At 67.1% G+C, this 14,152-nt stretch carries 14 protein-coding genes; 5 read left to right on the top strand and 9 right to left on the bottom strand.

Going from position 1 to position 14,152, the window contains the following annotated elements:
- Positions 1-44: 44 nt before the first annotated feature.
- The 8 genes from ABIB25_RS12365 to ABIB25_RS12330 form a co-directional block, all read right to left on the bottom strand.
- Positions 45-1,037, bottom strand: coding sequence for an extracellular solute-binding protein (locus tag ABIB25_RS12365; protein WP_354528757.1), 993 nt, complete (start codon positions 1,035-1,037; stop codon positions 45-47).
- Positions 1,038-1,305: 268 nt separating this feature from the next.
- On the bottom strand, positions 1,306-2,331 hold the full coding sequence (locus ABIB25_RS12360; protein WP_354528756.1) for an Lrp/AsnC family transcriptional regulator: 1,026 nt from the start codon (positions 2,329-2,331) through the stop codon (positions 1,306-1,308).
- Positions 2,331-3,191 (bottom strand): alpha/beta fold hydrolase, encoded by an 861-nt coding sequence (locus ABIB25_RS12355; RefSeq protein WP_354528755.1) that lies wholly within the window; start codon positions 3,189-3,191, stop codon positions 2,331-2,333. Before ABIB25_RS12355 ends, ABIB25_RS12360 begins: the two co-directional genes overlap by 1 nt.
- Before the next feature lie 42 nt (positions 3,192-3,233).
- Positions 3,234-4,424 carry a M24 family metallopeptidase gene (locus tag ABIB25_RS12350; RefSeq protein WP_354528754.1) on the bottom strand — a complete coding sequence of 397 codons (1,191 nt, stop codon included), beginning with the start codon at positions 4,422-4,424 and terminating at the stop codon, positions 3,234-3,236.
- A 41-nt stretch (positions 4,425-4,465) separates the two neighbouring features.
- Complete coding sequence (locus ABIB25_RS12345) at positions 4,466-5,416, bottom strand: ABC transporter permease (RefSeq protein WP_354528753.1); 951 nt, start codon at positions 5,414-5,416, stop codon at positions 4,466-4,468.
- Positions 5,413-6,375 carry an ABC transporter permease gene (locus tag ABIB25_RS12340; RefSeq protein WP_354528752.1) on the bottom strand — a complete coding sequence of 321 codons (963 nt, stop codon included), beginning with the start codon at positions 6,373-6,375 and terminating at the stop codon, positions 5,413-5,415. The genes ABIB25_RS12345 and ABIB25_RS12340 overlap by 4 nt, the downstream gene beginning before the upstream one ends.
- Positions 6,376-6,405: 30 nt before the next feature.
- Positions 6,406-8,049 carry an ABC transporter substrate-binding protein gene (locus ABIB25_RS12335; protein ID WP_354528751.1) on the bottom strand — a complete coding sequence of 548 codons (1,644 nt, stop codon included), beginning with the start codon at positions 8,047-8,049 and terminating at the stop codon, positions 6,406-6,408.
- Entirely contained in the window at positions 8,049-9,257 is a 1,209-nt protein-coding gene (locus ABIB25_RS12330; protein WP_354528750.1) for a dipeptidase, read from the bottom strand. Before ABIB25_RS12330 ends, ABIB25_RS12335 begins: the two co-directional genes overlap by 1 nt.
- A 280-nt stretch (positions 9,258-9,537) precedes the next feature.
- Between ABIB25_RS12330 and ABIB25_RS12325 the strand changes: the two genes are divergently transcribed.
- The 5 genes from ABIB25_RS12325 to ABIB25_RS12305 all read left to right on the top strand — a co-directional run bounded on the left by ABIB25_RS12325 (position 9,538) and on the right by ABIB25_RS12305 (position 13,089).
- Positions 9,538-10,542 carry an ABC transporter ATP-binding protein gene (locus ABIB25_RS12325; RefSeq protein ID WP_354528851.1) on the top strand — a complete coding sequence of 335 codons (1,005 nt, stop codon included), beginning with the start codon at positions 9,538-9,540 and terminating at the stop codon, positions 10,540-10,542.
- Positions 10,526-11,548 (top strand): ABC transporter ATP-binding protein, encoded by a 1,023-nt coding sequence (locus ABIB25_RS12320; protein WP_354528749.1) that lies wholly within the window; start codon positions 10,526-10,528, stop codon positions 11,546-11,548. The genes ABIB25_RS12325 and ABIB25_RS12320 overlap by 17 nt, the downstream gene beginning before the upstream one ends.
- A 102-nt stretch (positions 11,549-11,650) precedes the next feature.
- Entirely contained in the window at positions 11,651-11,887 is a 237-nt protein-coding gene (locus ABIB25_RS12315) for a hypothetical protein (protein WP_354528850.1), read from the top strand.
- 66 nt (positions 11,888-11,953) lie between these two features.
- Positions 11,954-12,298, top strand: a complete 345-nt coding sequence (locus ABIB25_RS12310; RefSeq protein ID WP_354528748.1) for a PadR family transcriptional regulator — start codon at positions 11,954-11,956, stop codon at positions 12,296-12,298.
- The gene (locus ABIB25_RS12305) at positions 12,295-13,089 is read left to right on the top strand and encodes a hypothetical protein (RefSeq protein ID WP_354528747.1); all 795 of its coding nucleotides are present in this window, start codon (positions 12,295-12,297) and stop codon (positions 13,087-13,089) included. The genes ABIB25_RS12310 and ABIB25_RS12305 overlap by 4 nt, the downstream gene beginning before the upstream one ends.
- Before the next feature lie 7 nt (positions 13,090-13,096).
- Here ABIB25_RS12305 and ABIB25_RS12300 read toward each other — a convergent pair whose 3' ends face one another.
- Positions 13,097-14,113, bottom strand: coding sequence for a LacI family DNA-binding transcriptional regulator (locus tag ABIB25_RS12300; RefSeq protein ID WP_502919803.1), 1,017 nt, complete (start codon positions 14,111-14,113; stop codon positions 13,097-13,099).
- Positions 14,114-14,152: the final 39 nt, after the last annotated feature.

Genomic DNA, 14,152 nt, shown 5'->3' with positions numbered 1-14,152 from the left:
TGTGCTGTGACCGGGCGTCCTGCTGCCGGCCGGCGCCGTGGTGGTCAGAGCAGCCCCACATCCTGCAGCATCGACAGAGCGGGCTTGCCGTCGCCGAGTTCGGTCGGCGAGACGATGGTGCCGATCGCCGGGAGGTGCGCGGCCGACGTGACCCCCGGCCGCAGCGGGTATTCGTAGCTGTGCGAGGTGGCGATGATCTGCTGGGCCGGAGCGCTCACCAGATACGCGACGAACGCCTGTGCGGCCGCCGGGTGGGCGCTGGACTGCAGGACTGCCGCACCGGAGACGTCCACCAACGCACCGGGATCACCCGCGGGGAAGTAGTGCAGGGCCGAGTCGACCTTGGCCGCGCCGACCTCGTCGCGCAGCCGGTACCAGTAGTAGTGATCCACCAGTCCACCCTGCACCTCGCCCTTGTCGATCGCTGCGATCAGGGTCTCGTTGTCCCCGTAGACCTTCCCGTTGGCTTTGATGCCCTCGAGCCAGGCCTTCGCCGCGTCGGCACCCTTGTCCTTGATGATCGCGGTGATGACGGGCGAGAAGTCCGTCTCGCTGGGGGCGATACCGAGCTTGCCTTTCCAGGACGGTCCGGCCAGGTCCATCACCGACTTCGGCAGGTCGGCTGCGGCAACCGAGTTGGCAGCGGCGAACGCCACTGCCCGTGCGGACACCCCGGCCCACACACCGTCGGGTGAACTGGCGGCGGCCGGGACCTGGGTGAGGGTGGAGGAGTCGATCTTGGCGAGCAGGCCGTTCTCCTGCAGGGTGGTCAGCGAGGGTGGGTTCTCGGCGAAGAACACGTCGGCCGGGCTGGCCGATCCCTCCTGCAGTACCTGGCCGGCGAGCGAGGCCTCGTCATCGGACTTGAGCTTGACGACCGCGCCGGTCCGCTTCTGGAAGTCGTCGACCAGCAACTGGGCGGTCTGCTCGTGCTGCCCGCTGTAGACGGTGATGGTCTGACCGGCCAGGCTCGGGCTCGGTTCTGACGCGGCGGCGCCAGAGGTGGCCGCACTGCTGGTGAGGCTCACCGAACTCACAGCCGCGCTCGATGTCGGTCCTGACGCGGTCGTCGAGCTGTTGGCACAACCGCTGATCAGCACCACCGCGCCGACCGTCGCGGCGACAACGGCAGCGCCAGGCCGTCCTCGGCTGTTCCGTCTGCTGGTTCGTTCGCGTTCACACCTCATGAAGCACCTATTCCCGTCTCAACCTCAGGTTAGCCATACCTCACCAGAAACGGCGGCCTGACGGAAATCGTTCACACAGTTGAAGAGGATTGCCGGCTCGGTCGGCAGCGGAGCGTGGTCACCCGGTGATGGGCCCGTCCTCCGGTACGCCGTCCTCCGGTACGCCGGCCTGGGCCCGCCACCAGGGCGTCTCGACGAAGCCGCGTTTGAGAAACATCAGCTCCATGGACGCGCTCCACCCGAGCACCCCGTCGAGCTTGGCCAGGACCGTGGTGATGAACTCGAACAGCGACGACGTCGACGTGGCGATGACCTCGCAGAGCAGCGCGTTCCCGTCCAGGGTGGCCGCCAGGTAGCGGACGGCGCGGTGCCCGGCCAGCTCGGCGGCGACGGAGCCGATCGAGCCCGGCGTCACCTGCACCGTCATCAGAGTCTCGGACTCCAGGCCCAGCGCCGCGGCGGGGATCAGCGTCAGGACGGTGATGCAGCCGTTCTCCTGGAGCCGGTCGAAGCGTCTCCGCACGGTGCTCTCGTTCAGGCCCAGCTTCTCCGCGACGACCTTGAACCCGGCCCGGCCGTCGTCACGCAGCATGCCGATGATCTGCCGGTCGGTGGCGTCCAGGTGGGTGGGTTGGCAATCCGCCGGCTCGTGCGGGAGCACCTCGTCGACGTCGTCCTCCAGGAGTTGGCGGCTCCAGTCGTGCGCCACCTTGTAGACGTGGAGCAGCAGATCGCTGTGCCACCGCACCACCCCGTCGATCGTCTGCATCTCCTTGATCAGCCGCGGGTAGTTGCTCGCCCCCCTCGGGACGATCATCTCGAAGACCAGGTCGTCCGGCCCGGTGACGACGGCCAGGAAGCGCACCTCCTCGCGCTGGACCAGCTGGGCGGCCACGTCGAGCTGCGAACCCGGCCGGCAACCCAGTCGGACGATGAACGACTCCACCGGTCCGGAGCTCCCCAGCTCCGGCATCACCGCGATCCGCACCACGCCGTCATCGATCAGCTGCTGCGCCCGGCGGGCGACCGTCGGTACCGACGTGTGGCATACCTCGGCGATGGACGTCCAACTGGCCCGCCCGTCCTGCTGCAGCGCGACGATGATCCGGCGGTCCAACTCGTCCAGCGTCTGTGCCGTCCCCATCAGCGACCCAGCGGCACGGCAGCCGGCCGTTCGACCCGGGAGAGGAAGTCCCGTACCGTCGCCGTCCATTCCTTCGCCTGTTCCACCTGAGGAGAATGCCCCGACTCCTCGAAAATCACCAGTTCCGAACCCGGGATCAACGAATGGATGGTCTCGCTGCAACTCACCGGGGTGATCCAGTCCGTCCGCCCGACGGTGATCAGGGTCGGACAGGTGATGTTCCGCAGCTTGTCCTTGATGTCGTAGTTCGGGATGTTGTGCGCGAAGGCGAAATTGTGAGTAGCGAAACGGTAGGGCGTCGCCGCCACCTTGGCTTCGACGTTCGCCGGGTCGTAGTTGAAGTCGTACAGCGGCAGGATCTCCCGCCAGCAGTCACGGAGATCCTCGTCGTCGCGGATCAGGCCCGCGTTGATCCGGTCCAGCTTCTCCACGTCGACCTGGATTCTCCTCGACGCCAACGCATTCACCCGGGACAGTTCCTCGTGCGCGTGATCGGCGGCGGTGTCCCGCAGCACCAGAGCGCGCACCCGTCCGGGGTAGCGGGTGGCGTACTCCAGCGAGATGAAACCGCCGTAGGAGCCGCCGGCCATGACGATCTGCTCGACGCCGATCCATTCCCGGAGCCCGTCGACGTCGGCCGCCCACTGCTCGTGCGTGAACGGCCCGGCGCCGCCGCTTTCCCCCGACCCCCGTGCGTCGAACACCACCACCCGGTGCGTGTCGGCCAGACGTCCGAAGCTCGCTCGTGGTTCCGACCTCGATCCGAGCCCGGGCGCGCCGTGGTGGGCGATCAGTACCGGCGCTCCCTCTCGGCCGAGAACCTCGACCGACAGCTGGTTTCCGTTGATCTCTACGAACACGTCGATCTCCTGGGTGTCTGGTCTACGGGGTGGTGCAACGGGCTAGAACGGTATGACGGCGTTGGTCAGATCCCGCGGGTAGGACGTCAGCGGACGGGATCCGTCAGCCGTCACCAGCATGCTGTCCGAAATCCGGTACCCGGCACGGCCGCGCACGTAGATGCCGGGTTCGTTGGAGACGATCATCCCCTCCGCCAGGAGCGTCTGGTCACCGTCCTCCAGCCACGGCGGCTCGTGCATGCCGAGCCCGATACCGTGACCCTGCCGGTGCCGTATGAACTCTCCGAGGCCGGCATCGCGAATCACCTGCAGGCAGATCCGATTCGCCTCTGCGCAGGGCACTCCCGGGGCGATCGCCTGCCCGCCGATCTCCTGCGCCGAGCGGACCGCCTCGTAGTAGCGGAGCTGGTCGGCACCGGGTTCGCCGAGGATGAAAGTTCTTTCCCCCTCGACGAACCGGCCACCGACGGCGCATCCCAGGGACAGCATGAAGGTGTCGCCCGCCTGCAGCCGGTAGCCGGACGGCAGTCCATGGGGATACGCGGAGTTGGGCCCGGCGTAGACGAGGCCGCCGGCGAGTGGGCTGACCACCACGACGTCGTCGTGCTCGGCGTACATCGTCCGCACTCTGGTGGAGGTGACATGCGAGGCCAGCTCCGCCTCGCTGGGCATCGTCCCACCGCCGGTGATCGCCTCCGCGACCCACTCGACACCGGCCACCAGCATCAGATCGGTGATCCGGGCTGCCTCCTGGTGGAGCGCGATCTCCTCGGGATGCCTGATCCCGCGCGTGGTCACCAGGAGCTCGGTGGGGCGAAAGTGCCACTGCGGCAACTGTTCGCGGGCCTTCGCCAGTCGTTGGTAGGACGTCGACACCGAGTGCCCGACGGAACCGCCGGACCCGGCCCTGGCCGCGAGAGCCGCGAAAGGCGGCACCACGCCGGGATATTCGGCGTAGGCGGCGAGTTCCGCCCTGGCCTGCTGCGATTCCGCGTGGTCGCGTTCGAGTTCGGGCAGCAGCAGGACGCAGGGCCCGTCCACCGGCAGCCAGACGGCCACCGGCCGCTCGCACGGATGGTGGAAGAAGCCGGTGAGGTAGGCGACGTCCTCGGGGTCGTCGGTGAACACCGCGTCCAGGCCCTCCTCGGCGGCGCTCTCGCGGACGTGACGCTGGACCCGGTCGAAGAAGTCGGGCAGAAGACGCTGGGTGAAACGGGTCCCGGTGGTCGTCATGAGGTCCTCCTGGTGTGCGGCATTGCGCTTGTTCGCCCTGCTCAGCGCCGGCGGGAGCGAGGGTTGCGGGCGTCGTTGTACGAGATGGACAGCAGGGTCGCGGACAGTACGAGCAGCAGGATCGCCACGGAGGGGAACAGCGTCAGCCACCAGGCGCTCGACATGGCTCCGGACTGCTGTGCCTCGTAGAGGATTCGTCCCCAGGACCAGGTGTTCGGATCGCCGAGCCCCAGGAACGACAGTCCGGCCGCCGAGAGCACCGCACGGGAGGCGGTCAGCACCACCGACACCACGATGACGGGCGTGACGGCCGGGATGATGTGCCGGGTGATGATCCAGAACGGCGAGGTGGTCATCAATCGGGCGGCGTCGACGTAGGGGAGCCTGACGACGGCAAGTGCCTGAGACCGAACGACTCTGGCGACTTCCGGCCAGCTGAACGCAGCGACCACGCAGATGATCGTGACCGTGCTCGGGCCGACCAGGGCGGCGACCAGGATCATCAGCGGGAGCACCGGGAGGGAAAGGGTCAGGTCGACGAGCACGCCGATCGGGCCGTCGGTGCGGGGGAAGTAGGCGCCGATCATGGCCAGTGCCGTGCCGATCGCGATGGCGATGAACGAGGCGGCGAACGCCACCAGCATGCTCTGCTGGGAGCCCCAGATCACCTCGGCCAGCACATCCCGGCCCAGGCTGTCCGTCCCGAACAGGTGTGAACCCGAGGGGGGAGCCAGCACGAGTTCGCCGTAGCCGGAGGGATACTCGGCGAGCAGCGGCGCAGCCAGGGCGACCACCACCAGTAGGGTCATCACCGCGAGACCGATGATGCCCAGCGGCTCCCTGCGGATGGCCTGCCAGGTAGCGCGGGCCGCTCCCGGGAGTTCGGTGGCCACCGGTTCCAGGCCATGCATCACCGACCCGGTCATTGGCACGGTGGGCAAGGTCGCCTTGGTCTCCACCGGGCGACTGGTCGGTGCCTGCGGCGTGCTCATGCTGTTTTCACCCGGGGATCCAAGAGGCCGTAGGCGATGTCGGTGATCATGTTGGCCACCACCACCGCCGCGGCGAGGAGTACGAAGGCGCCCTGCAGCACCGGGAAGTCGAGCTGGGTCACGGCTTCGTAGATCGCGCGACCGATACCAGGGTAGGCGTAGACCGTCTCGGTCAGTACCGCGCCGCCCACCAGGAAGCCCAGTTGCAGGCCGATCAGCGTGGTGGTCGGCAGCAATGCGTTGCGCAGTGCGTGTTTCCACAGCACCCGCCGCGGCGAGAGCCCGTTCGCCTTGGCCAGGGTGCAGTAGTCCTCACCGAGCGCGTCGATGAGGGTCGCACGCAGCGTCAGGACGTAGGAGCCGATCTGGATCAGCACCAGGGACGCGCAGGGCAGCACCAGGTGCGTGAGGACCGAGAGATACCAGGCCAGGCCGTAGGTCCCGTCGGTGAAGGCGCCGCCGATCGGGAAGATCCGGAGGACCAGGCCGAAGACGTAGAGCAACAGGACGCCGACGCTCGGGACGAAGAGCGATTGCCCGACGACACTGCCCATCTGGACCAGTCGGTCGAGGAATCCGCCGCGACGCGACGCCGCCAGCACCCCCAGCGGAATGCCCAGCACCACCGTGACGACCAGGGCCGCCCCGGTGAGCAGGAGCGTCCACGGCAGCCTGCTCATCAACGCGTCGGTGACCGGAACCGACTGTGCGAAGGAGACTCCCAGATTTCCGTGGACCAACTGCCAGAGGTATTTCGCGTACTGCACGATCAGCGGCTGGTCGAGCCCGTACTGCGCGAGCAGGGTCGCCCGCATGCCCGCCGTCATGTTCGGATTCGCGACAGCCAGTGCCGGATCGCCGGGGAGCAGGCGTAGCAGCAGGAACGTGACCGTGACGGCGAACCAGATGGTCAGCAGTCCCCGGCCGAGGCGACGGAGAACGAAAACGGCGAACGGCATGCGGGCGACCCTTCTTCCAGCCTGCGGGCGTCAGGAGGTCTTGGTGATCACGGCGAGGGACGCCGGATCGACGACCGACAGGAGCTCACTGGGCTTGACGACCAGCCCGCTGATCGTGGAGCGGTAGGCGATGTAGAGGTTCTGGGTGTACATCACGTTGTCGTAGACGTTGTCGTGCACGATCTTTGCGGCTTTTTGCAGCAGTTTCAGCGCAGTCTGCTGATCGGGCGCGACCCTGGACTGCTCGATCAGGGCGGACAGGGCCGGGTCGTCGACGTAGGAGTAGTTGATGGCCCCGTCCTTGAGATATGTCAGCGCCATGTTGGTGGCCGGATCGTCCATGATGGCGAAGTTGCCGGCGTAGATGTCGAAGTCCCCGGCTGCGGTCTTGGCCAGATAGGTGTTGCGCTCCAACCCCTGCAGGGTGATGGTGATGCCGGCCTTGGCCGCGCCGTCCTTGACCAGGTTGACCCACTGGGAGGTGACCGCGTCCTGCAACGAGTAGATCAACCGGAAGTTCAGTGGGAAGTTGCCGCTCCCGTCGGCCTTGTAGCCGGCGTCGGTGAGGAACCTGCGGGTCTGGGTCGGGTCGTACGGGTACTCCTTGAGACTGGCGTCGTAGTAGGTCTTCAGCACCGGCATGATCGGGCTGCTACCGGTCGAGACGCCCTGACCCTGCAGCACCACGCTGCGGATCGCGTTGTAGTCCACCGAGTAGGCCAGAGCCTGCCGGACGGCGAGCTTGTCCAGCGGCGGCTTCTTCATGTTGTACGTCATGTGGGCGTAGCCGAGGCCGGGAATCTCGGCCAGCTTGATGCCGTCGGAGTTCTGCAGGTTCTTGACCTGGGCCGGCGGGATCGCGTTGGCGATCATGTCGACGTCACCCTTCTGCAGGGCGAGGATCTCGGTGTTCACGTCCGGGTAGACGCGGTAGACGATCTTGGCGGCCTTCGGCACCCCACCGGCGACCATGGGGTAGGACTTGACGGCGTCCAGGGTGTAGCTCTGCCCCTTCACCACATTCGTCAGCACGTACGGTCCGACCGAGACCCAGTTCTTGTCGTTGGCGAACTTCGCGACATTGCCGGCCTTGGAGAACACGTGCTCCGGGACTATGTTTCCCCAGAAGCCGACCTCGTTCACGACTGTGCTGTCCGGCTTGACCAGGGTGATCTCGACGTGGGTGTCGGAGGTCGCGGTGGCCGACTTGACGTTGGTCAGCTGGCCGTAGAGCGTGCCGCCCGGCTTGTCCTTGATCACGGCGTTGATCGTGTAGGCGACGTCCTTGGCGGTCAGCTTGACGCCGTCGCTCCAGGTCATGTCGTTACGGATGTCAAAATATCCGGTGGTGGGGTTGGTGTATCCCCACTTCGTCGCCAGGGACGCCTGTTTGGAGCCGTCGGAGGAGATGGTCAGCAGGTGCGGGTACATCAGATTGGTGACCCAGTAGTCGGTCCGGCTGTTGCCCACCAACGGGTTGTAGTTCACGACGTCGGTGGTGGTGGCGATGTTGATGGTCACACCGGTCGCGCCCGGGGTCGCCGAGGCCGAACCGCCGGAGGACGCCACGGAAGAACTCTGGCTGCTGGGCGCACTGGGTGCGCAGGCGGTGACGGCGATGACCGCCGCCAATGCGGTCGCGCCGATCGCGATCCGGCGGGGAATGCTGCGCATCAGACCCACACATCCTTCAGAACTCGCAGGGTGTTGCCGCCGACGACGGCGCGGATCTCGTCGTCCGAATAGTTGTGCTCGACAAGCCAGCCGATGATGTTGAAGAAGCCCTCGGCGGGGTTCTCCAGACCGTCGACGTAGGGCACCTTCTGGTACTGGACCTTGCCGTGCGCCTGGCCGAGGGAGAGGTTTGCCGCGAACGCGTCGTGCAGGCCGACGTGATCGCCGAACAGGGTGTCCGGTCCGAAGCTCACGTGCTCGAGGCCGACAAGGTCGACGCAGTAGGTGAAGTGGTCCATCACGGACTCCAGGCTGTGGAGCGGATGTGCCTCCGACAGGGTGGTGTGGGGGGCCGCCTCGATCCCGATGACGCCACCGCGTTCGGCGCAGGCCTTGATCACCTCGTCCGGCTTCATCCGGTTGGTCGGCCAGATCGATCGTGCGCCGGCGTGAGTGATGAAGACCGGTGTCCTGGACCGTTCGATCACCTCGAGCGAGGTGCGATCTCCGCTGTGCGAGACGTCGATCGCGATGCCGAGCTTGTTCATCCGCTCGACGGCGCGGTCCCCGAAGTACGTCAGGCCGCCGTCGCCGCGTTCCTTGAGGCCGCTGCCGAGCGTGTTCGCCTCGGAGTAGGCGATACCCATCTGGCGAACACCGAAGCCGTAGAGCACATCCAGCCGGTCGACCTCGTTCTCGATCATGGTGGCGGCCTCGAGCGCGAAGATGTGGGCGATCCGCCCGGTGGCCCTGGCGTGCTCGATGTCGGCCAGGGTCTCGCCCTTGATCACGAAGTCCTGGTGGGCCAGATCGGCCATCCGCACGCCGAGATCGAAGAGCACGTCCTGGTACTTCCAGCCGGCGTCGCTGCTGATGCAGCAGGTGCCGTCCATGCCGTTGTCGAACACGGCCGTCAGTCCGGAACGTGAAAGCCCCTGGTAACCGGTGGGTTCGCGGCCCTGACGGATGTGATCACGCAGGTGACCCATGTCGGCCGGGAACGCCTGCACGTGCTCGTGCAGGGAGATCACGGTGGATTCGGCCAGCAACGTGGTGGTCCGTGCGGCCTGCTCCGCCGACAGGTTCAGGCCCTGGTATGCCGGGACCCGGCCGATCTGCTCGGCGTACTCGAAGGCGCGGTAGTCCTTGCCCGGCTCGAGATAGTCGTAGGCGGTGTAGCCGGTGTAGCGATCTGCTGGTTCGAGCATGGCGACTCCTCTGAGCGCTGGGTGGTCGATGGGCGGAGCCCGGCACGCTCAGGACCCTTCTCAGGTCGATCCCTTGGCCGGGCGGAAGATCTCCGATCAGTTGGAATCTTCGGGCGGCCGAACTGGCTATGACGAGTGATTCCGGCTCTGATACTGCCTACTGTGGTCAATGTCGGCAACAATAGATCTATGATTGTTACATTGCGGCAATCTGGGAGGTGGCAGTATGCACCGTGTGGAGTTGCGAGAAGCGAGGAACGAGGCCGCCCTCGGCATCGAGATGGGCTCGACCGGGGCCGAGGTGCCGGTGCTGCTGGTGCGCGACCTCTTGGTCGAGTTCGGCACCGGCGACGGCCGCCTCCGTGCGGTCCGCGGGGTCGATCTGGACGTCCGCCGGGGTGAGTTGGTCGCCCTGCTGGGTGAGTCGGGTTCGGGTAAGTCGGTGACGGCCCGTGCTGTGATGGGACTGACCGAACCCGGCCAGACCGTCGAAGCCACCGAAATGCGTTTGAGTGGAACCGATCTGCTCACTTCAACGGAGCGAGCCCGTCGTGCGTTGCGCGGCCGCCGCATGAGTCTGGTGATGCAGGACGCACTGTCCGCGCTCAACCCGGTGCTGTCCATCGGAGACCAACTCGGCGAACTCTTCCGCGTGCACGAACGGTCCTCCCGCCGGGTGGCCAGACGCCGTGCGGCCGAGATGCTCTCGCTGGTCGGCATTTCCGACCCCGGCCGACGTGTTGATCAGTACCCGCACCAGTTCTCCGGGGGCATGCGTCAGCGCATCCTGATCGCGATGGCCATCGCTCTGGAACCCGACCTGCTGATCGCCGACGAGCCGACCACCGCCCTCGACGTCACGGTGCAGGCGCAGATCCTCGAGCTGCTCGACCGGTTGCGCGAGCAGCTGGGAATGGGGGTGCTGCTGATCACCCACGATCTGGGCGTGGTGAGCGAGGTGGCCGACCGGTTGTTTGTCATGTATGCCGGGCGGATCGTCGAGACCGGAGCGGCGGCCGAGGTTCTCGACCATCCACGACATCCGTACACCCGTGCGTTGCTGAGATCGGTACCGCAGGCCGGCGATCTCGGCCGTGACCTGCTCACCATTCCGGGTTCGCCACCCAGCCCGGCTCAGGTCCCGGCCGGCTGTTCCTTCCACCCGCGCTGCACGTTGGCCGTCGATCGGTGCCTATCGGAACGTCCGTTGCTGGAACTCGTCGAGGTCGGTCGCGGCGCGGCCTGCCACCGCAGTGAGGAGTTGTCCGATGCCGCAGCGATCTGAGGTGGTACTACGGGCCACGGAGCTGAGTCGGACCTTCCGGGTCGGCTCCAGATTCTCGCCATCGAAGGTGTCGGCTGTGGACGGGGTGAGCATCGAGTTGTCAGCCGGCCAGTCCCTGGGCATCGTGGGTGAGACCGGCTGCGGCAAATCGACTCTGGCGCGGATGCTGGTCGGCTTGGAACGCCCGGACGGCGGCACGCTGACCTACCGTGGGGAAGATGTCACGGCGGGCCGCCGCGCCGATCGTCGACTACTGCGCCAAGGCGTGCAGATGATCTTCCAGGATCCGTACACCTCGCTGGATCCCCGGATGACGGTGCTCGACCTGGTCGCCGAACCGCTGGCTGCCGCCAGATCGATGAATGCCGCCCGACGTCGTGACCGGGTGGCCGAACTCCTCGACCTGGTGGGTCTGTCGACGGAGATGATGAGCCGCTACCCACACCAGTTCTCCGGAGGGCAGCGCCAGCGAATCGGCATCGCCCGGGCTCTGGCGCTCGACCCGCAGGTGCTGATCTGCGATGAACCTGTTTCTGCGCTTGACGTCTCGGTGCAGGCGCAGGTGATCAACCTGCTCCGGGACCTGCAGCACCGGCTGGGCGTCGCGCTGCTGTTCATCTCCCACGACCTCTCGGTGGTCAGGCACGTCGCCGACCGGGTGGCGGTGATGTACCTGGGGCGGTTGGCCGAAGTCGGCCCGGTGGCGCTGATCTTCGACGAGCCCCGACACCCGTACACGCAGGCGCTACTGTCGGCATCGCCCTCCGTCGGAAGTGAAGCCCGGGGCCGGCTGGGTCGCCGCCTGGTGCTGACCGGTGAACCGCCGTCGCCGGTGAATCCGCCGCCCGGCTGCCGCTTCCACGAGCGCTGCGCGATGGCCGAGGACCGCTGTGCCGCCGAGGTTCCGCGGCTGCGCACCGTCGACGGTGACGTCGTCGGAGCTGACGTCTCTGCCGGTCGCCTCTCTGCCTGCCACTTCGCCGAGCAGGTGGTGGTGCGCTCCTGAGGGACGTTGCCCGAGATGTCTGAAAAGCCGCTTTCGCGGCATCGTTTTCGCCTGCCGTGGTATTCATGGACGCATGGGTCCAGGTTCGAGTCGCGGGGCGTCATCGACCCGGTGATCGTGCAGTTGCTGGTCTCGTCGATCCACCGGTACGAGGGCCGGCCGTCCGACGGTCCACTCCCGGAGCCACCAGGCGAACTCGTCGACTCCGTTCGGGTGCGGGCCGGACTGGGGATCGTCGGCGACCGCTTCCGGGCGATGCGCGGCAGAGGCGGTGTCCGCTGCGTGCCGCTCAACGACGGCGTGCTGCGAATCGGTCCGGTCACCGCCGTCGTCGCCTGAGCAGCAAAGACCAAGACGCCGATGCCAGGGCTTGCGGATATCTTGCCAGCCGATATATTGGCGGGCATGGCATTGCCCGTCACCGAACCCGCGTTCTTCACCCTGGCTGCGCTCGTCGGCGCCCCGCGTCATGGCTACGGCATTCTCGGTGAGGTCGAGGAACTCTCGGAGGGTCGGGTGCGGATGAAGGTGGGCACCCTCTACGGCGTTCTCGATCGTCTCGTGACCGAGGGGCTGGTCGAGCGTGATCGCGAGGAGCTGCACCAAGGGCGGCTGCGGCGCTACTACCGCCTCACTCCGGAGGGAAGCCGCACGCTCACCGCGGAAGTGGCCCGGCAGACGGCAAACGCCCGCGCGGCCACTCGACGCCTCGAGTTGCATCACCGGAACGTGCTGGGCGGAGCGACATGATTTCTCTCGAGCGGCGCTATCGGGTGCTGCTGCGTCTCCTGCCGCCGAGCTATCGGCAGGCCTGGGAGCCGGACATGGTGGCCACCTTCCTCGAGACCGAAACAGCCCGGCTGCCCGACGAGCAGGCCGAGTTGGAGATGTATGGGAGATCCTTCCCGTCGATGGCCGAGATCGTCAGCGTGGTGGGGCTTGCCGCCGGACTGCGCCTCGGGATCATCGGTCCGCACGCCTCCCTTCGCGCGACGGCGTGGCGAACTGCGTTCCGCCTCGTCGCCCTGATCGGATTGTTGGTCCCGGCTGCTTTTGCGGTCACGGTGGTGCCGGCGACGGTCTTGACGACCGCCCGGATACCCCGCGAACACATCGTTCTCACGGTGGGGACCGGCCTGTGTTGGATGCTGGCCATGCCAGTGGCTGCGGCGGTGCTGGTCGCCGTCAACGTTCCGGGACTGTTCGGTGTACTCATCTGGTGGAACCCGCCGGGCGCACTCTGCCTGGCGGCGGTGATCGCGGCCATCGTGCTGCCGGTCCTCGGCCGACGAGAAGTGCTGGAGCCTCTCTCGTGCTGGTTGGCCGTCGCTGTCCTTGGTCCCATTGCTGCTGTGCTGCAGGGACTCACGCTGCTGACGATGATGTGGACCCTGGGAGGCACTGCCGGGTGGGGCTACCTGATCCTGGGAATGCTCGTCCAGGCCTGTGCGGCCGGGACCGTCGGGGTGATCGCCGTGCTGAGGGTGGGACGACTGTTCGGCGGCAGCACGCCGGACCGACTCGAGATTGCCACCGCCTGATCGTTTCTCAGCTCGACTGGCGCACCACCAGGCGAGCCGGGACGACAGTGGTGCCGGAAGTGGGGGAGCGGTCGATGGCACCCAGCAGTAGTTGTGCTGCGATACGGCCGATCACATCGATGTTCATGTCGACGGTGGTGAGCGGTGGGCGGGTCGCGGTGGCCATCACCTCCCAGTTGTCGAAGCCAACCACAGCAACGTCGTCCGGAACGGAGCGACCGGCTTCGCGGAGACCGTCCATCACGCCGCGGGCGATCTGATCACTCCCGCAGAAGACGGCGTCGAGATCGGGGGAATCGCGCAGCAGGTCGGCAACCGCTTGACGGCCCCACTCCTCGGTCCAGGCCCCGAAGCGGACACCACCGTCCACCCGAAGTCCGGCCCTGCGCAGGCGGGCGGTCGTCGTGGTGGCGCGGATGGCGGCCGAACGGTGCCGGCGAGGCCCGGTGACATGCGCGATTCGCTTCCGCCCCCCGGTCAGCAGGTGCTCGACGGCGAGTCGGGCGCCGTTGGGTTCGTCGGCGATCACCGAGCAATCGGCCGGGTCCTGCGAAGGCGAGAAGGCATACACCACCGGCAGTCCGCGGGTTCCGATCAGCGGTGGACGCGCTTCGGTCCGTCGTCCGTTGACGATGATCCCGTCCACCTGACGGTGGAGCAGAGCCTCCAGCTGCCGTGCTTCCCGCTCCGGGTCGTCGCGCGTGTCGCAGAAGATGATGGCCACCTCGCCGGATCCCAGGGCGTCCTCCGCGCCGAGCATCACCGGGATGGAGAACCGGCCGAAGCTGTCCGTCGTCAGCAGGCCGACGGAAAAGCTCCGTCCGGTGCGGAGGGACCCGGCCATGGCGTTGGGTCGGAACTGCAGTCGGGCGGCGATCGCCAGGACACGTTCGCGGGTGGCTGCGCTGACGTCGGAGCGTCCGTTGAGGGCCTTGGACACGGTGGCGGCCGAGACACCGGCCGCCAGCGCGACATCGCTGATCTTGATCGGACCGGTCGAGCCGGCCTCGGGTGGCGCCACCACCGCTCCTCTCTTCCTGACGGACTTCTTCGTGCCTGACGG

Source organism: Nakamurella sp. UYEF19 (assembly GCF_040546275.1).
Lineage (GTDB): Bacteria > Actinomycetota > Actinomycetes > Mycobacteriales > Nakamurellaceae > Nakamurella.
Note: the sequence above shows the minus strand (reverse complement) of the source record. Positions and strands in the feature narration are given on the sequence as shown.

Coding starts and splice junctions, on each gene's coding strand:
- ABIB25_RS12330 (WP_354528750.1), bottom strand. CDS start 9,257: ATGCTCGAACCAGCAGATCGCTACACCGGCTACACCGCCTACGACTAT.
- ABIB25_RS12305 (WP_354528747.1), top strand. CDS start 12,295: ATGATTTCTCTCGAGCGGCGCTATCGGGTGCTGCTGCGTCTCCTGCCG.
- ABIB25_RS12350 (WP_354528754.1), bottom strand. CDS start 4,424: ATGACGACCACCGGGACCCGTTTCACCCAGCGTCTTCTGCCCGACTTC.
- ABIB25_RS12345 (WP_354528753.1), bottom strand. CDS start 5,416: ATGAGCACGCCGCAGGCACCGACCAGTCGCCCGGTGGAGACCAAGGCG.
- ABIB25_RS12335 (WP_354528751.1), bottom strand. CDS start 8,049: ATGCGCAGCATTCCCCGCCGGATCGCGATCGGCGCGACCGCATTGGCG.
- ABIB25_RS12340 (WP_354528752.1), bottom strand. CDS start 6,375: ATGCCGTTCGCCGTTTTCGTTCTCCGTCGCCTCGGCCGGGGACTGCTG.
- ABIB25_RS12360 (WP_354528756.1), bottom strand. CDS start 2,331: ATGGGGACGGCACAGACGCTGGACGAGTTGGACCGCCGGATCATCGTC.
- ABIB25_RS12310 (WP_354528748.1), top strand. CDS start 11,954: ATGGCATTGCCCGTCACCGAACCCGCGTTCTTCACCCTGGCTGCGCTC.
- ABIB25_RS12320 (WP_354528749.1), top strand. CDS start 10,526: ATGCCGCAGCGATCTGAGGTGGTACTACGGGCCACGGAGCTGAGTCGG.
- ABIB25_RS12325 (WP_354528851.1), top strand. CDS start 9,538: ATGGGCTCGACCGGGGCCGAGGTGCCGGTGCTGCTGGTGCGCGACCTC.